14 protein-coding genes are annotated in these 18,013 nt (G+C 61.6%); 7 read left to right on the top strand and 7 right to left on the bottom strand.

The window, feature by feature from the left end:
• Nucleotides 1-58 precede the first annotated feature (58 nt).
• Together sake_RS11450 and sake_RS11445 are read left to right on the top strand one after the other, a co-directional pair.
• A complete protein-coding gene (locus tag sake_RS11450) occupies nt 59-787 on the top strand; it encodes a GntR family transcriptional regulator (protein ID WP_129360399.1) in 729 nt (242 codons plus the stop codon).
• 5 nt (nt 788-792) lie between these two features.
• Nucleotides 793-2,013, top strand: a complete 1,221-nt coding sequence (locus sake_RS11445; protein ID WP_129360400.1) for an N-acetylglucosamine-6-phosphate deacetylase — start codon at nt 793-795, stop codon at nt 2,011-2,013.
• Here the strand turns inward: sake_RS11445 and sake_RS11440 are convergent.
• From sake_RS11440 to sake_RS11425, 4 genes are all read right to left on the bottom strand, one after another.
• The gene (locus sake_RS11440) at nt 1,976-2,707 is read right to left on the bottom strand and encodes a hypothetical protein (protein ID WP_129360401.1); all 732 of its coding nucleotides are present in this window, start codon (nt 2,705-2,707) and stop codon (nt 1,976-1,978) included. The two genes, sake_RS11445 and sake_RS11440, sit on opposite strands and share 38 nt — an antisense overlap.
• A complete protein-coding gene (locus sake_RS11435; protein WP_178946076.1) occupies nt 2,700-6,491 on the bottom strand; it encodes a TM0106 family RecB-like putative nuclease in 3,792 nt (1,263 codons plus the stop codon). Before sake_RS11435 ends, sake_RS11440 begins: the two co-directional genes overlap by 8 nt.
• 71 nt (nt 6,492-6,562) lie before the next feature.
• Entirely contained in the window at nt 6,563-7,309 is a 747-nt protein-coding gene (locus sake_RS11430) for a GntR family transcriptional regulator (protein ID WP_197964431.1), read from the bottom strand.
• A 17-nt stretch (nt 7,310-7,326) separates the two neighbouring features.
• Complete coding sequence (locus tag sake_RS11425) at nt 7,327-7,557, bottom strand: glucose PTS transporter subunit EIIB (RefSeq protein ID WP_129360404.1); 231 nt, start codon at nt 7,555-7,557, stop codon at nt 7,327-7,329.
• Nucleotides 7,558-7,704: 147 nt separating this feature from the next.
• On the opposite strand from sake_RS11425, the gene sake_RS11420 reads away from it, so the two are divergent.
• Complete coding sequence (locus sake_RS11420) at nt 7,705-9,036, top strand: PTS transporter subunit EIIC (protein ID WP_129360405.1); 1,332 nt, start codon at nt 7,705-7,707, stop codon at nt 9,034-9,036.
• Here sake_RS11420 and nrdF read toward each other — a convergent pair.
• Genes nrdF through nrdI form a run of 3 tightly spaced genes read right to left on the bottom strand, consistent with a single transcriptional unit; the run spans nt 9,033 to nt 12,738 of the window.
• Nucleotides 9,033-10,058 carry a class 1b ribonucleoside-diphosphate reductase subunit beta gene (gene nrdF, locus sake_RS11415; protein ID WP_178946075.1) on the bottom strand — a complete coding sequence of 342 codons (1,026 nt, stop codon included), beginning with the start codon at nt 10,056-10,058 and terminating at the stop codon, nt 9,033-9,035. The two genes, sake_RS11420 and nrdF, sit on opposite strands and share 4 nt — an antisense overlap.
• A gap of 32 nt (nt 10,059-10,090) precedes the next feature.
• Entirely contained in the window at nt 10,091-12,250 is a 2,160-nt protein-coding gene (nrdE, locus tag sake_RS11410) for a class 1b ribonucleoside-diphosphate reductase subunit alpha (RefSeq protein ID WP_178946074.1), read from the bottom strand.
• Nucleotides 12,247-12,738 carry a class Ib ribonucleoside-diphosphate reductase assembly flavoprotein NrdI gene (gene nrdI / locus sake_RS11405; protein WP_129360407.1) on the bottom strand — a complete coding sequence of 164 codons (492 nt, stop codon included), beginning with the start codon at nt 12,736-12,738 and terminating at the stop codon, nt 12,247-12,249. Before nrdI ends, nrdE begins: the two co-directional genes overlap by 4 nt.
• A 153-nt stretch (nt 12,739-12,891) precedes the next feature.
• Here nrdI and sake_RS11400 point away from each other — a divergent pair, with 153 nt between their 5' ends.
• The 4 genes from sake_RS11400 to sake_RS11385 all read left to right on the top strand — a co-directional run bounded on the left by sake_RS11400 (nt 12,892) and on the right by sake_RS11385 (nt 18,003).
• Nucleotides 12,892-13,833, top strand: a complete 942-nt coding sequence (locus sake_RS11400) for a MurR/RpiR family transcriptional regulator (RefSeq protein WP_178946073.1) — start codon at nt 12,892-12,894, stop codon at nt 13,831-13,833.
• A complete protein-coding gene (gene murQ, locus sake_RS11395) occupies nt 13,830-14,741 on the top strand; it encodes an N-acetylmuramic acid 6-phosphate etherase (protein ID WP_178946072.1) in 912 nt (303 codons plus the stop codon). The genes sake_RS11400 and murQ overlap by 4 nt, the downstream gene beginning before the upstream one ends.
• A 71-nt stretch (nt 14,742-14,812) precedes the next feature.
• Complete coding sequence (locus sake_RS11390; RefSeq protein WP_129360410.1) at nt 14,813-16,306, top strand: PTS transporter subunit EIIC; 1,494 nt, start codon at nt 14,813-14,815, stop codon at nt 16,304-16,306.
• A gap of 224 nt (nt 16,307-16,530) precedes the next feature.
• Nucleotides 16,531-18,003, top strand: coding sequence for an amidohydrolase (locus sake_RS11385; protein WP_178946071.1), 1,473 nt, complete (start codon nt 16,531-16,533; stop codon nt 18,001-18,003).
• Nucleotides 18,004-18,013: the final 10 nt, after the last annotated feature.

Raw genomic sequence — 18,013 nt, 5'->3', positions numbered from 1 at the left:
CACGAAAAAGTGTATGTTTGGTTCGTACCAATATATTTTCGGTGGGTGATATTCGGCGATGACTCCTCATGATGTCCGGGCAAAGCCCAAGTACGTCTCGTTGGCTGCGGACTTGGAAACCGAGGTCATTTCTGCGCTGGAGCCTCATCAGGCTCTTCCTACCGAGAGGGACTTGCAGGAACGCTATGATGTGAGCCGGGCGACCGTGCGCCGGGCCATAGGTCATCTCGTCGCTTCCGGTGCCGTCTATGCGGTTCGTGGGTCGGGAACCTATGTTGCGGACCCCAGTCTGATTCGCAAGGACCTGCGGCTGACTTCTTTCTCGCAGGATATGGCGGAACGAGGTCATCGGCCGACCAGCGAGCCTTTGGGCAACGATGTCGTCCGAGCCGACGCCGACCTCGCCGTGAAACTCAGGATTTCGGAGGGCGAGGACGTTGGGCGCGTGTACCGTTTGCGCCTCGCCGATGGTGCGCCCATGGCCATTGAGCTATCTTTCATTCCGTTGGCCGTGCTGGGGGGCCATTTGCCCGATCCCAACGGCTCGCTCGACCGGCAATTGGCGCGAGAGGGTCACCGGGCGGAATCTGCACGGCAAGCGATTCGGGCGGTTAACCTCAGCCTGGAGGAAGCGAATCTTCTGTCCCAGCCTGTCGGCGCGGCGGCATTGCGTGTGGAGCGTATCGCCTTCGACGCGGCGGGAACCCCCGTCGAAACCACGGAGACCACCTATCGCGCGGACCGGTACGGCTTCGACCTCACTGTTGTCCGCACACCGAAGGATTGAGTTTGATGACTCTGCTGATCCATTCCGCGCACCCGACCCAAGTTTTGCGGGATCTCCCGGTCCTATCTCATCTGCCCCGAGCGGCCCTGCGTGGTGACTCCGGAACGGTCTGGATCGTGGTCGACGAGGACGGTCAACCCGTCCGTGGCGGTCTCGGCGATTCTTTTCGCGGTCTGCCCGAGATCGATGCGGTTGCTACCCGTGTGGATGCGACGGGCTTGTACCTCACGGCACCCTTTACCGATATTCATTCGCACGGGGCTGGAGGGTACGCGTACGAGGAGGTCGAGAGTCTCCCGGCATCGTTGAAGGTGCATCGGGAGCACGGTACGGGAAGGGCCGTGGCATCCCTGGTTGCCAATCCGCTGAAAGAACTCGAGGCATCGTGTCGGAGAATCGCCACGGTAATCGAGTCGGGTGATGGCGTTCCGGAGGGTGTGAGGCTGGAAGGGATTCACGCCGAGGGCCCATGGCTATCCCCGACGCACAAAGGTGCTCACCGTGAGGATTTCCTTCATGGCGCGTCCCTCGACGAAGCGAAGCGGCTGGTCGAGGCGGCCGGGGGATACCTCCGTCAGGTGACGCTGGCCCCCGAATACGACGAGGATCTGGCCGTTACTCGGTACCTTGTGGATCAAGGAGTGCGAGTGGCGGTGGGGCACACGAATGCTGACTATGCGACAGCCCGTCGAGCATTCGACGCCGGGGCGTCGATTCTGACGCACGCGTTCAACGCCATGAACGGCATCCATCACCGGCGCCCGGGTCCAGTGATGGCTGCCATGGAATCGCCACACGTTTACGCAGAAGTGATTGCCGACGGTGTTCACGTGGCCCCCGAGGTGATCGCCATGCTGTTCCGGTCTCTGCCCGAAAGGGTCTTGCTCATTACGGATGCCATGTCCGCGACAGGCCAGTCCGACGGGGAGTATCGGTTGGGCTCATTGGATGTGCATGTTGAGGCCGGGATCGCCCGCCTGGCAACTCAAGACGGTAGCCAAGGGGCGATCGCTGGCTCGACCCTGACCATGGACCAGGCCGTGCGCACGGTTGTTTCCGCTGGGGTCAGTATCAACGAAGCACTAATCGCGGCCTCGACCCGGCCGGCTAGAGCTCTGGGATTGCCGCCGTGGGGTCAGGGCCTTTCGGTTCAGCTTCTGGATTCGAAACTGAACCCAGTTCCGGGGGTTATTCCCAGAACATCGATTCGACGTCCACGCCCCTGATCATGAGCTCTTCCTGGAGAGCATCTCGGCATTCTATGGGCAGGGCCAGGGAGCCGACCGAGTCATCCGGCCCGATGTACGGCGTGACCTGGTCGAAACCAATCCGGAAGCGGGCAAGGGAACGGCAGAGTTCCATGATGTCGGAGAGGTCGTCTTCGGCCGCGAACACCCAGAAGGAATCTGCTTCGGTGAGTTGGAACAGGCCCACCGGATAACCGCGGCCGTCTACGGAACGACGTCGAACCCAACCGCCAGGTCCTCCCGGGCCCAGCGGGGGGCATACGGGATCGAAGTACCACGACTGGGCACGGGACAACCATTCGGGCACGTGAGGTGCGTACACAACGGCCTCCTCGCCCTCGGGCCATTCGGTCTGTTGGAAAATCGCCGATTCGATGGCATTCCAGAAGACCCGCTCGTCGCCTTCAATGCCGACGCTGTTCATGTCTTCGGGCTCGGGATCCGGGTCGAAGTCGAGGGGATCTTCCTCTCCCGTGTCCCAGTAGGTGGTGCGTGTCGCCAGATCCGCCGTGAGAAGGAACGTCTCAACCTGTTTCAGGTACTCGGGATCCCCCAAGACGACCGTTTGCTCGTCGAAATGGAAGATGTAGGGAGTCCGGGCTTTAAAACTCGGGTTGATGTTTATCATCCCTTCCTCCTGGTTGTGTCCGTGGGGTTCTAGATTATTATTCATGGATCATCCCTTCTTTGTCCCGCGTGCTCCCTGAGAGCGGAAGTTCGTTCCATCGTGCGGCGTCCCGACGAAGGGCCGTGAAACCGCCGAGAATCGACAGCGATTCCGGGTTGGTCGGCCAATAATCTGTGAGGCTGGGGGAGCTGACGATCACCGCCGCCCATTGTCCACGGGAAACGGCTACGTTGAGTCGGTTGGGTGACAAGAGAAAATCCATCCCCCGAGGCACTTCGTCTGCAGAAGAAGCCGCCATTGAAATAATGACTATCGGCGCTTCCTGGCCTTGAAACCGATCGACGGTGCCCACCCGGACCCCCGTTTCATCCGGATGCGAAAGCCCCGCTTTTTCCAGGGCGTCACGAATGACTTCCACTTGGGCGTTGTAGGCAGCCACGACGAGGACATCCTCAGGTTCCAACGGCCTGAGCGCTTGGTCCGGCGCATCACTCCAGCTCCTTCCGATGAATTGTCTCGCGAGCTCCACGACCTGGTGAGCTTCCTCCGGAGAGGACGTCGCATTCCCTACGTGTGGAACGTCGAGACGATACACGCCTGGGCGGGTATCTGTCAGCACCCGCCGAGCCGCAGCATGTGCGGACCGAAGCTTGCCTTGGTATGACAGCTTGGAGACCGGTCCGCACAGTTGTGGATGCATTCGCCATGACGAGTCGAGAAAGTACCCGAATTCGGGTGGCAGGGTGCGCTCGCCCGCGGAGAGCCAACCCAAAGCTGATTCGTCGACAGGATACGGATGACTTCCCTGGGTGACTTGAGGCAATTGCTGAGGATCGCCCAGCAGAAGCATGTTGCGCGCGGCCCGAGAGACGGCCAGCATATTGGCCAGGGAGTACTGCCCGGCCTCGTCGATGACGAGAAGGTCCAGGCTCCCCGGGGCAAAACGGTCTTGGTTCGCGAAGTCCCAGGCCGTGCCGCCGTACACTCGCCCCTCGCCTGGCCCCGAGTCGGGAGGCATTGCTTCCGCCAAGAATGAGGAAATCTCCTTGGGCGAGATTTCCTGCCAAGGAACTTGAGGAGAAATCGCATCTCCTTGTGGGCGTGCTTTCTTGGCTTTGGCGATGGCCGCCGCGGGGACGCCTCCGTTGGTGATGCAGCCACGCAGTAGATTTTCGATGACGGCGTGCGATTGGGCGACTACCCCGATGGTCCACCCCTCGGTCACCAGACGTCCGATCACATGAGATCCCACGTACGATTTCCCGGTTCCGGGCGGGCCCTGAACAGCAATGTAGGAGTCGTCCAGCCGCGAGACCGCCGCGTGGATCGCATCTGCCATGGGGATCTTCCCGTCTCCCCAGCCCGGGTCGTTTGCTCGTGGAAGGGCTGCCCCGCCGACGAGCCGTGGCCGCCTGCGGGCCAGGATGTCCAATCCCGCTGCCCGAGGTAACTGGGGGAGGGCCGCGTCGACTTCCTCCGCGAGAGCCGCGAGCGAATCTTCCTGGGCCGCAGTGCGAATGGGCGCCGAGGGGGTCGACGCCATTGGAATCTGGTCGAAGGGCTCCGTGCCTTGAGGACGGGATTCGATCATCCGGATGCGGACCAGTCCAGGGGACGAAGCGGGCTCCAGGGATTCTACGGTCAGCCGAGCATCGCTGGCGCGCGAAACGACCGGTTGTTGCCCTCCGGACCGAGCCTCGATACGTTGCTGGGCTTCGAGCGCCTTGTTTTCCAAGTACGGTGGTAGCGGAGCTTCGTACATAGCGAAGAGCCCTGAGTCTCCGGGCTTCAGTCCGGAACCCTCCGCGAGGCGGGCCGTTCCGGCGAGGACGCGCTTTTCGACCTTCGACCGAGGTGAAGCCTTGTGCCAATCCTCTTCCACACTCATCCGCTCGAAGACCACGACGTCTCGCTGCGATTCCCAGTCCGAAACGGGAGCCGTGAGTCGGTCGAAGTGAGCCCACCAGAATTGTTTCCGTTCGCGTCGGTGATAACCGGTAGCGCTGGAGACCATAGCGACCGCCCGGACCGTGTCCCTCAGCTCTCCCGGGGAGAGCGCGGTGGACTCGGGCGTGGCTGTCTCCACGAAGTGGTTCAGCGACAATTCGACGGGTGTCTCGCGCGCGGACTCGATCGTTTCCGATTCGACCTGAGTCCCGGGCAATTGGGGCGGCCGGCTCACTTCTTCGGTCGCGGAACGAGAGACGAGAGAGAGCAACCAGTTGCGGAGCTTGAGAGTCGACAGGCAATCGTATCGGTTGTAGTCGCTGATCGAACTCAGAACGGAATTCGCATGCTCGTTCTCACCCGTATCGCGAGCCAAGCAATAATCGGCGTAGGCCACGACCGAGGCCGCGGCGTTGGTGACATCCCCCATGCGGAGCTGATCGCCCATGTAGAGCGGTTCCAATTTCTTGATCGAATACGAGCCCTGCGAAATGCGCAAACTCGCGCGGACGGACTCGTAGAGATCCACAAGGACCTCTTCGCGAAGGAGGTCGTCGACTTCTTCCTCCCCGACGCCGTGCCGGGCCGCGAGGTCTCGCAGTGCACGTTTCTCGTAATTGGCATAGTGGTAGATCTTCATACCGGGATAACGCTGCCGACGTTCACTGACGTACTGCAGAAAATCGAGAAGAGCCTGCTTCTCTTCTTCCCGGGAGTGCGCCCAGAACGGCACGAACGCGGGTTCTTCAGCAGAGTCGAGCGGTGTCTCGATAAGGCCGAAAAGATACTCGATGCCCCATGAAGAATCATCAGGATCCTGCCACATGGGGTCGCCCTCGAAATCGAAGAATATGTCCCCGGGGTTGGCGGCCGGGATCCTTGTCAGGGGCGCGGAATCAGTGACCAGATAGGAAACACTCTGCTGGACTCCTTCCGCATCCGTATAAGTCACGGTCTTGTCCGGGACGGACAGTCCACATTGCATCGCCGCTTGATCCCGAGCGGAGCGAACAGGAGCGGGAAGGTCTCGGCCGCCCAGACCCGCCAAGTCCATCATGGTGCGTACGTCATAGCGTTGGCGTAGTTTTTTGCGCTGGGTCATGGACATCCCCGCAACCTTCAGGACGTCCTGGTGTTTCTCGATTTCGGCAAGGCAGTGGGGACACGCGCCGCAACGGGGCAGGGCCTCGTCCCACCAGTCGAGCGGAGCGGCTGATGGATTCATGCGATCCTGAGTCAGTGACTCGAAGCGGTCCCTGCGCTCTTGGTAAACCGCCATGAACTCCCCGACACTAAATGACGCCCGTTCCCGATTGCCGAGTATCAACGTGACCGTATCCGAGACCGGGATCCCCGCTTGCGCCAGTTGGTCCGCATAGGCGGCAAGCTGCAGTAATGCGGTGACCTTGGCGTGACGAGCCAGTTTGGTGTCGAAGACGGCGTATCTGCCGTCGGCCTCACGGACGAGAAAATCCGAACGACCGTGGAATCGGCCGTCGAAGAAAGATGCCTGAAAAACGACGTCAGCGCCCACGCGCAGAGCTGCAATGGATTCTTGGTGCTTTCGAAGAAGGGCCCCGCGGTCCAGGGTTCCGGCCGGCTCGACCTCATAGACCCCGCGGCCGGTGCTCCGATCGAAACGCCCGCATTGAGCGATCATGTCTTGCAGCACAGCGGCCTCGTGCTGATCTCCCAATCTGGAGGTGCGCTCGAGCATCGCGTCCTCTGGGGCACGGAAGCGGGGCAGGCGGCCTAGCTTTTCCTCCAAGATGTGTACTGTTGCCCACGGACATTCCGCGGCACGGACCAAATCCGAAGCAGAGTAGACCAAGGAACGATGAGAGCTCCCGGGGGTTTGGCCCGGGGCATCGACGAAGAACACAGCCACCTCCTGGTTCCGCCTCCGGCGTCGCGCGGGGCGTTGAATACAGGGTACGGGCAGTGACTGACAAGTTAAGCGGAGGCGGCCTCAGGCTGATCGGAAAGCCCGGTTCGATCCAGCTCCAGACTCATCGAAATCTGATACCGATCCGAACGGTACGTCGAAATCGAGTATTCGAGCGGAAGGGGCCCGTGTTCTCCGCGGGCAAAGGTATATCGGTGGAAAAGCAGGACGGGTGCTGCCGCCTCCACGTCCAGAATTCGAGCCAGATCAGGATCTACCGCAGCGGCTTCCACGGTCTGCTCGGCGGTGCTGACCGCGAACTCCGTCCCGGACAAGTGCGAATACAGAGATTGGCTCAGATCTTTGGCGAGCAGAAGATCGGTCAGTTCCGGTCGCATCCACGATTCGTCCACGCTGACCGGGGCATGATTCGCGAGCCGGAGCCGTTTGACGCACAGGGTTTCCTCGCCGTCGTCCAGCCCGAAGAACTCCGCTGCCCTCGGCGTGGCCTGCCTGCGTTCGGCCAAGAGGATCCTCGTCGATGGTTCCAGTCCTGCGCGTTTCATGTCTTCCGTGAAGGAAGCCAAGTGCAGATTGGAACGAACGCGCCCATGGGAGACATAAGTCCCTTTGCCGTGGATGCGCACCAGCACGCCTTCGGCCACGAGGTCCGCGACGGCACGTCGGATCGTGATGCGGGAAACGCCGAATTGTTTTTCCAGCTGCCTTTCACCAGGTAAGGCATCACCCGGGGACAACTCGTGCCGCGCCAGGTCGCGCAGTTCCGACCTGACCTGTTCATGCTTGTGAACCACCTCTGCGATCGCTTCCGCTACAGCAGATCCTGGATGTCTTCGGCCAGGTTCTCCGCCTCGGGACCGACGACGACCTGAACCATGCCACCCGAGACGACCACACCGTGGGCGCCCATGGCCTTGAGCGCAGCCTGGTTGACGACGGATGAGTCCTCGACCTCGGTGCGCAACCGTGTGATGCAGCCCTCGATGTCCTCGATATTGTCTGCGCCCCCGAGAGCTTCCAGAAGCTTTTCCGGATCAAACATTGAATTCCTCCTTGCCCTTGACAAGCAATTCCTTGTGCCTCACAGTGATCAGAACCACTGGTTATAAACAGTTGACTTGAGCGTACCGACTGCGCTCCATCGACACAACCGCACGCTACTCTCGCCGACGCGAGAATCGAGGTCCCCATGTCTTCGTCAGACGTCCCCATGACGGCCGCCGGGTCTTCCCCCAAAAAAGGCGACGGCAAATCCATGAAAGTCCTTCAGCGCTTCGGGAGGAGCCTGATGCTTCCGATCGCGGCTCTGCCCGCAGCCGCGATCCTTCAACGACTGGGGCAAGACGACCTCCTCGGCCGTTTCTCCTCGATCTCCACCGCAGCCCAGGTGATCGGCGCCGCCGGTACGGCTCTCTTCGACGGGCTGCCGCTGCTCTTCGCGGTCGGCATTTCCTTCGGCTTCGCCAAAAAGGGCGATGGCTCGACGGCGCTCGCGGCCGTCGTCGGCTACCTCGTGATGACCAACGTGTTCAAGGTGATGTCGCCGGTCGTCCTCAGCAGCGACGCAACCTCGGCCGCAGGGGAGGACCCTGCGATCGACTACGGCGTCCTGGGCGGGATCGTGATCGGATTGACGTCCGCCATGTTGTGGCAACGTTTTCACCGGACGAAACTGCCCGATTGGCTCGGCTTCTTCGGCGGAAGGCGTCTCGTCCCGATCCTGACGTCCCTGGCGGCCCTGGTGCTCGGCGTGGTCCTGGCCTTGATCTATCCGCTCTTCGACAAGGGGCTGTCCGCAATCGGCACCGCGGTCGGAGGGAACCCTGTGGCAGGTGCCGGTCTATACGGTGTACTGAACCGGCTCCTGATTCCTTTCGGCCTCCACCACATTCTCAATTCCATTGTCTGGTTCATCCTCGGAGACTACAACGGCGCTCACGGCGATCTGACGCGGTTCTTCGCGGGCGATCCCAGCGCGGGAGTGTTCATGACGGGCTTCTTCCCGATCATGATGTTCGGTCTTCCCGCGGCTGCGCTGGCCATATGGCATGAAGCCAAACCAGGGCAGAAGAAGATCGTCGGCGGCATCATGCTGTCCACCGGTCTGACGTCGTTCCTGACCGGTATCACTGAGCCCCTCGAGTTTTCCTTCATGTTCATCGCATGGCCGCTGTATTTGATCCACGCGGTGCTCATGGGGACCTCGATGGCGCTGACTAACGCCCTGGGGATTCACTCCGGATTCGGTTTCTCTGCCGGAACCATCGACTACGTGCTCAACTTCGGCATATCTCAGAATTCGATCTGGCTGATACCCATAGGGGTGGGCTACGGACTGATCTACTACTTCCTCTTCCGATTCGTGATCCGTAAATGGAACCTGAGAACCCCGGGGCGCGAGGAAGACCCCGACGAAGGTGCGGCGGTCGCGGACGGAGACCTCGAGGAGGCCTCGTCATCGGCTACTGAGCGCGTCGACTCCGCCGATGGCGAGAACCCCCGTCGAGAGACTGAGGGCTAGAAGTCCCAGTCGGAATCGTCCGTCTCCACGGCCTTGCCCATCACGTAGGAGGAGCCCGAACCACTGAAGAAATCGTGGTTCTCATCGGCGCCTGGAGCGAGGGCCGCCAGGATTTCCGGATTCACGGCGGTCTCCTCCGCGGAGAAGTACGCGGGATAGCCCAAGTTCATCAGTGCCTTGTTGGCGTTGTATCGGACGAAAACGGCGACGTCGTCCATGAGCCCCAGCGGTTCGTACAGTTCTCCCGAATAGTGCAGCTCCAGCTCGTACAGCTCTTCCAACAAGTTGACGGTGAAGTCCTTGACCTCTTCCTGGCGCGCGACCGAGCAAGCTCGGAGGCCCCGCTGGAATTTGTAACCCGAGTAGTAACCGTGGACGGCTTTGTCCCGAAGGATCAGCCGGATCATGTCCGCGGTATTGGTCAGGGTCGCGTGCACCGAGAAGTGAAGCGGCAGGTAGAACCCCGCGTAGAGCAAGAGCGAAGACAACAGGGTCGAGGCGACTTTCCGCCGCAACGGGTCATCGCCGTAATAGTGCATCAAGACCTTCTTGGCACGTTCCTGCAGGAGGTCGTTGGAGACCGCCCACCGATACGACTGCTCGATATCGCGAGAGCTGGAAAGCGTGGAGAAAACGCTCGAATAGGATCTGGCGTGCACGGACTGCATGAAGGCGATATTCGTGTAGACGGCTTCCTCGTGCTCGGTGCGAGCGTCCTGGATCTGGCTGATCTCCCCGACCGTCGCCTGAACCGTGTCGAGCAAGGTCAACCCGGTGAACACTCGCATGGTCAATGTTCGTTCCTCATCGGTCAGTCGCTGCCAAGCCGGAAGGTCGTTGGACAGGGGTACCTTCTCGGGAAGCCAGAAATTCGAGGTCAATCGGTTCCAGACTTCGAGGTCTTTCTCGTCCTGTACCTGATTCCAATTGACGGGGCGCAGGCGCAGAGCCGGGTCGTGGCGAAAGGACGGCGGGGTCACGGAAATATCGGTGATCGGAAGGTTCGGGGTCGCGTTGGACATAGTGGTTTCCTTGGAGCTTGGATCGGATGGGGTCAAAGGGCGCAGGAGACGCAGTTCTGAACCTCCGTGCCCTCCAGCGCGGCCTGGCGAAGTCGGATGTAGTAGAGCGTCTTGATTCCCGCTTTCCAGGCATAGATCTGGGCACGGTTGATATCTCGCGTCGTCGTGTCGTCCTTGAAGAAGAGCGTCAGCGAAAGACCTTGATCCACGTGTTTGGTCGCAGCGGCATAGGTGTCGATGATCTTCTCGTACCCCACCTCGTAGGCGTCCTCAAAGAGTTCGATATTCTCCTGGCTCATATGCGGGGCCGGATAGTACACACGCCCTAGCTTCCCTTCCTTTCTGATCTCAATCCGCGAGGTGACCGGGTGCAATGAAGCGGTCGAATGATTGATGTAACTGATCGATCCCGTCGGAGGAATCGCCTGAAGGTAAGCGTTGTACATGCCGTCCCTCATCACAGCCGCCCTCAAGACGATCCAGTCCTCGCGGCTGGGCAGGTGCACACCCGCCTCGGCGAACAGCGAGCGGACACGATCGGTGGCGGGGGTGCCATCCGTCGAGACGTAGCGTTCGAAGCGGACCCCGTTCGCATAGTCCGAACTGGCGAATCCCTCGAAAGTCTCGCCGCGTTCGACCGCGAGCAGATGAGAGGCCCGGATCGCGTGGAATGTCACGAGCCGAAAATATGCGTCCGTGAAATCGATAGCCTCGGTGCTCCCGTAGCGGATGTTCTGGGATGCCAAGTAGCCGTGCAAGTTCATTTGCCCGAGCCCGATCGCGTGGGTGGCCCTGTTTCCGCGGGCCACGGAGGGCACGGCGTCGACGTCGCACTGGTCGGAGACGCTGGTCAGCGCTCGGACCGCGGTCTCGACGGTGCGGCCGAAATGAGGGGAGGTCATGGCCGCGGCGATGTTGAGCGAGCCCAGATTGCATGAAATGTCCCGACCAACGGACTCGTAGCTGAGATCGGAGCCCATCGTCGAGGGGGTGCTGGTCTGAAGGATCTCGCTGCAGAGATTGGACATCCCAATGCGTCCGGGATGCGCATGATCCCGGTTGACGGTGTCGTCGAAGAGTACGTAGGGATAACCCGACTCGAATTGAAGCTCCGCGATCGTCGTGAAGAAGTCGCGAGCCCGGATCGAGTCCTTGTGGATCCGCGGGTTTGCGGCCAGTTCGTCGTAGAGCGCGGTAATCGACAAATCCGACATCGGTTTTCCGTATTCCCGTTCTATGTCATACGGGCTGAAGAGGAGCATGTCCCGGTCTTCCTTGGCGAGCCGGAACGTGACGTCGGGGATGACGACGCCGAGAGAGAGGGTCTTGATGCGCACTTTCTCGTCAGCATTTTCCCGTTTGGTGTCGAGGAACCGCAGAATGTCGGGGTGGTGCGCATGCAGATATACGGCCCCTGCCCCCTGCCTGGCGCCGAGCTGGTTCGCGTAGGAGAAGGAATCCTCCAGAATTTTCATGACCGGAACCACTCCAGAGGCTTGGTTCTGGGTCTTCTTGATGGGGGCACCGGTCTGACGAAGATTCGTGAGCATCAACGCGACGCCGCCGCCACGTTTCGACAGCTGGAGGGCGGAATTCACCGACCGGCCGATCGACTCCATATTGTCTTCCACGCGCAGCAGGAAGCAGGAGACGAGCTCGCCCCTTTGTTTCTTCCCCGCATTCAGAAAAGTGGGGGTCGCAGGCTGATAGCGACCTGACATCATCTCGTCGACGAGATGCACCGCCAACTTTTCGTCGCCCCGCGCGAGATACAGGGCCGTGGCGACCACCCGCTCCGAGAAGTCCTCGAGATACTCCCGTCCGTCGAAGGTCTTCATGGCGTACGAGGTGTAGAACTTGAATGCGCCGAGGAAGGACCCGAAACGGTGTCCTGCCTCCGCAGCTCGTTGGTGAACCGTGGAAAGAAACTCGGAGTCGTAGGCCTGAAGAAAATCCGTTTCGTAGTAGTCGTTGTCCACAAGCCATTCGAGACGTTGGGTCACGCTGTCGAATCGTCGTGTACGAGGCTTGACCCATTGCTGTACATAAGCGCCGATTGCTTGCTTGTCGCGATCGAACTGGATCTGTCCGGACTCGTCGAACAGGTTCAGTTGAGCGTTGAGGGCGTGATAGTCCTTGCGCGTGCCGATGCCTTCTTTGTCACCGGGTGATGTCGTGGTGGGTGATGTCATGCGGATTCCTTGTCGTGTTCCAAAGCGTGCCAAAACTCGTCGAGCCCGTGATTGATGGTCTCGACGTCGCGGGAGTGACCCAAGAGCTCGAATCTGTAGAGCTCCGGAACCCCGCACTTCTTCGAAATCACGGGACCTGCGATGCAGAAGTGCTCACCGAAATTGGTATTTCCTGACGCGATGACCCCTCGAATCAAGCTCCTGTTCTGCGGGTCATTCAGAAAGGTGATGACTTGTCGGGGGACGGCCTGTTTTGCCTCTCCTCCGCCATAACTCGGCACGATCAGAACGTAGGGCCGACTGACGCGGATCATCCCGTCGAGGCGTGGACGCAGGGGAATTCTGACGGCGTCGAATCGGAGACGGTCCACGAGGCGGCGGGTGTTCTCCGAAGCGCTCGAAAAATAGACGAGGCTCGGGGACTCGTGCGGGGCAAGCGTGCGGAATCGGATAGGCGGCCGGGAGCGGGTGGCCGAGTGCTCTTCCATGTCTTCCTTTCTGCAAGATCCGTGCCGAGCACAATATGTTGTGCTGATGGCAACGTTAAGGTGGCACATATAGGAATATCATTAAGGCGAACTTAAAACTACGCCTGGCCGTAGTTGTTGACATGAGTCACAATGGGAGGAAAACTTCAAAGGGTGAAGAAAAATGTGAAGAAAAACTCCGAAAGAGCGTCGCCGCCTGACGTCCTCGGCTCGCTGCGAGCGCTCGCGGACACATTGAGTCCCGGCCCGGCCAAGGTCGCGAGGTTCATCCTGGACGATCCCGTCCGCACGGTCCCGATGACGCTCGGGGAGCTCGCCCGGAGCAGCCGAACCAGCGATGCTTCGGTCATCCGCTTGGCCCGATCCATCGGGTGTGCCGGCTACAGGGAAATGCGCACCCTCCTCGCCACGTCCGTCGGGCGGGCTCAGGGAGCCGCCGCAGACCAGTGGTCGTATCCGGTGGGGATTTCGGCCGAGGACGCCCCGGGCGACGTCGTGACGAAGCTGGCTGCCGGGGAGCGGGAGGCCATTTCGCAGACCGAGCGGGCGCTCGATGCCGAGGCGGTACGGACCGTGGCGGACGCCGTGGCGAACGCTCGGCGAGTCCTCGTCGTCGGTATCGGTGCATCCGGGCTGGTCGCTCAAGATCTTGCCGCCAAGCTCGGCCGAATAGGTCTGTCGGTTCATGCCGCGACCGAGGCGCACGATGCGCTGACCTTTGCCGTGCTGCTGACTTCTGAGGACGTTTTCATCGGGGTATCCGCATCGGGCCGAACCCGCGACGTCGTCGATCCGCTCGGGCTGGCGGCTCAAGCCGGTGCCCGAACAGTCGGCATTACGACACAACCGCGTGCACCTCTGGGGAGCGCCGACCACGTCTTGGTCAGCGTTGCTTCCCGCGAATCCGGGATTCGCCTCGGGGCAATGACTTCTCGCTCGGGACAGCTTTTCGTGGTTGATGCGCTGTTCACCATGGTTTTCCAGGTCCGTGAAGAGGAAGCGCGGAGGGCCATCGCGCGCTCCCACGAGGCCCTGGCCTTCAAACGTTCACCCCGCCCGAACGGCACGACACCCCAGGAGAACCGGAACTCATGACACCTGACATTCCCACCACAGAAGCGATCGACGAACAGTTCTCGGAGATCGACCGGATGCCCACCGAAGCCTTGGCAAGGCTCATGAATCGGGCCGATTCGACGGTTCCGCTTGCCGTGGGGCAACGCAGCGCGGATATTGCCCGACTCGTGGACGCGGCAGTTCCTGGTCTTCGCTCGGGGGGTCGGTTGGTATACGCCGGCGCGGGAACCGCGGGACGGCTCGGTGTCCTCGACGCTTCCGAGTGTCCGCCGACGTTCAATACCGCACCCGGAGAAGTCGTCGGCCTCATCGCCGGCGGAGAGCGGGCTATCGTTTCCGCGGTGGAGGGAGCCGAGGACGACTCGGCCGCGGGCGGGCAGGCCATCGTCGCGTTGGACATCGGTCCCTCGGACACCGTCGTTGGGATATCGGCATCCGGGACGACGCCCTATGCAGTCGGTGCTGTTGAGGAGGCCGCAAAGCGAGGCGCGACGACGGGCGGCGTCGTGTGCAATCGGGGGTCCCGGCTCGCGGCGGTTGCCGCGCATGCCATCGAGGTGATTGTGGGGCCGGAACTCGTAGCGGGCTCGACCAGGTTGAAGGCCGGGACGGCCCAGAAACTCGTGCTCAACATGATCTCGACGATGAGCATGGTCCGACTGGGCAAGACGTACGGGAATCTCATGGTGGACGTTCAGTCGACCAATACCAAATTGAAGGAGAGAGTCCGTCGGATCGTTCAGACGGTGACCGACGCCGAGGACTCCGAGGTCGAAACGGCTGTCGAGGCGGCGGATGGAAGCGCCAAAGTAGCCATTCTCATGATCCTTGCCGGTGTCGACGCCCCACGTGCACGCGAGGAATTGGATCGTGATGCGGGCGTCCTCCGAGCAGCTCTGGGACGGCTGGTCCGGTCTCACAGCTGATGGGGGAGACCTGCACGGCAGGAGGACTTGCCCGCACGACGTCATGAAGGCAACGTACAAAGGAGTCGACAATGCCTGACCAAGAGAAAATATCGCAGGAAGTGATCGCCGGTCTCGGTGGCGCTTCCAATATCGGCGGGGTAGAAAACTGCATTACTCGTTTGAGAATCCCCGTTAACAACGAGTCCGCCGTCGACGTCGAGGCATTGCGCGGTGTCGAGGGAGTATTGGGTGTCGTGCCCGGATCGACTATGCAGGTCGTGCTCGGCCCTGGGGTCGTGGACACGGTCGCCCGGGATATCGACAAGCGCCTGCAGAAAGAGAAAGTAACTCAGGGCTCGCGCGGCGGCGGATCCGTGGCGGCGTCGGAGAGCGCGGAGAATCCGGACGTCACCGAGCCGACGTCCCCGAACGATCTCCAGGCTCTCGGCGCGCAGATGAAACGCTCGCAGTCCGAGCGTGGGAAATCCCCGATCCGCGGATTCCTGGGTCGGATCGCCAATATTTTCCTTCCACTGATTCCCGCCCTGATCGCGTGCGGCATCGTGGCCGGTATCAGTGGCGTTCTGCAAAACTTCGTCGCGAATGGGGCGTGGCCGTGGGCCGCTGGGGCCGTGCCCGTCCTGACAGCGATATCGAGCGGGTTCATGACCTTGATTGCCGTGTTCGTGGGCATGAACGCGGCCAAGGAGTTCGGCGGCACTCCGGTGCTCGGCGGGGCAGTCGCAGCGATCATTCCGTTTGCGGGGGTCTCCGAAATCTCCGTCTTCGGCACATCCCTCGAACCGGGCCAGGGCGGCGTGATCGGTGCCCTGTTCGCGGCAATCCTCGCCGCGTACATCGAGCGTTGGACACGCAAGTGGGCCCCGGAATCACTGGCCATGTTAATCGTTCCGACGGTCACGGTTCTAATCGCGGGGGCGCTGACGCTCTTCCCGCTCATGACCCTGGCAGGCTGGATCTCGACCGGCATCGGAACCGGTGCGACGTGGCTTTTGGGGGTCGGTGGAGGAGTCGCCGGATTCGTTCTGGCCGGACTCTTCCTGCCCTTAGTGATGCTGGGTCTGCACCAGGCTCTGATACCGATTCACACAACTCTCATCTCCCAGGCCGGGTACACGATCCTCCTGCCGATTCTCGCGATGGCGGGTGGCGGACAAGTCGGGGCGACCGCGGCGATTTACTTGCGTATCCGCAATCGTGCCTTGAGAAATACCATCAAGTCCGCCCTCCCGGCGGGCATCCTCGGGGTGGGCGAGCCGCTGATTTACGGCGTTACCCTGCCGATGGGCCGCCCCTTCATCACCGCGTGTCTTGGTGGCGCCTTTGGAGGCGGGTTCGTGGGGCTGTTCAATCAGCTCGGCTATGCCACCGGATCCACCGCCATCGGACCGAGCGGGTGGGCGCTCTTTCCCTTGGCAGCGGGCAACCACGGTATCGGTGCCGCGCTCGCGATCTATGCTGTGGGGCTGCTGATTTCCTACGTAGCAGGTTTCATCCTGACGTATTTCTTCGGGGTGCCCAAGGACCTGGTCGCACGCATGGCGGACGAAGACAAGGGGTAGTTGCCCGGCCTCAGCCGGTCCAGTCTGAGCCAATGTGCGGCCTGGACCGAGGCACGCACCGCACATTGCGCGCTGGGAGGTCGCATGACGTCTGAAGGCATCCCCTGCCTTTGCGTTCGGGGAGTCAGTCGTGGCCGAGGGTCACCTGGCAGCGGGGGCGTCACATTCCCGCGTTCTCGGAAACGTACACATGAGTGAGCGTTTGCCTGAGGTAGAAGGGAGACATGAGTTCGTTTCTCCTCCGCAATGTGCGGGAGGCCTTCACCCGTGAGGTCCTCGATGCCCGCATCACCGACGGGCGAATCGATCTGGCATCCCGGATCTCGCCCGACATCGGCGACGAAGTCGTCGACGCCGAAGGCCGCTGGCTCGTCCCGGGGTTGTGGGATGCACACGTTCATTTTGACCAGTGGGCACAGGCTCGTTCCCGGCTCGATCTCGCGGGGACGAAGTCACCGGAGGCTGTCACGCGTTTGGTGGGCGACGCCTTGGCCCATGACAGTGGGCACGGCGTGTTCTTCGGTTTCGGGTACCGAGCCTCGGAATGGTCCCGCCAGGCAACCGTGGCGGAGCTCGACGCGGTCACCGGTTCGCGTCCCGTAGCTCTGGTGAGCGGAGACATGCACAACGGCTGGCTCAACTCGGCGGCTATGACTCTTGTGGGGGCACCGCCGAGGGACACGCCCTTCGATGAGGACGATTGGTTTCCTCTCTTCGGAAGATTGGAGCCTTGGGCCCCGGACCCCGAATCCGCGGTGCGCGATGCGATGAAGGCAGCCGCGGCCAAAGGCGTCGTCGGTATCGTGGACCTCGAATTCGCAGCGAACCATGATGTGTGGGTTCGCCGGTCCCAGAACGCGGATACGAAACTGCGCGTGCGCACCGGTGTCTACCCGGACCTCGTCCACACCGTCCTGGAGCGGGGTCTGGCCAGCGGAGATGTCCTCGACGAGCGCGGAATGGTTCGGATGGGGCCTCTCAAAATCATCTCGGACGGTTCCCTCGGTACCCGCACGGCCCATTGTTGCGAGCCGTACCTCGGAGCGGACGAGATGACTCATCCGCGAGGGGTACAGAATGTGGATCCGCAGGAATTGGTGAGGCTGCTCGGTATTGCTCGATCCGGAGGACTCGACGTAGCTCTTCACGCACTCGGCGATGCGGCGGTCTCCCACGCATTGGATGCTTTTCAGATCACGGGGAGCAGGGGTTCGATCGAACACGCGCAGGTAGTGCGGTGGGAGGATATCGACCGGATGTCGGGGCTGGGAATCACTGCCAGCGTCCAGCCAGCCCACCTCCTCGACGACCGCGATGTGATGGATCGGCTGTGGGCCGATCGGGCCGATCGCAGTTTTGCGTTTCGTGCGATGCTCGACCGAGGGGTCCGTCTTGCGTTGGGCTCGGATGCGCCCGTCGCCGCTTTGGACCCCTGGCTTGCCATGGCCGCAGCAGTGTACCGGTCCGGAGACGGCCGTCCTCCGTGGAATCAGCAGGAAGCACTTTCGCCGCGTGAAGCCCTCGCGGCCTCGACCGATGGTGTCGACCGCCTCCGTTCGGGCGACCGGGGCGATGTCCTGTTGCTCGATTCGGATCCGTTTGGCGGGGCGACATCCGAAGAGGCCGCCCGTAACCTGTCCGGTATGCGCGTTGCCGCGACGTTCGTCGACGGCCGGCTCACCCATTGGGATTTCTAGCCGGTCGCCG

The organism is Kocuria sp. TGY1127_2 (assembly GCF_013394385.1).
In the GTDB taxonomy this organism is placed as follows: domain Bacteria; phylum Actinomycetota; class Actinomycetes; order Actinomycetales; family Micrococcaceae; genus Rothia.
This window is presented reverse-complemented; position numbering and strand designations above follow the sequence as displayed.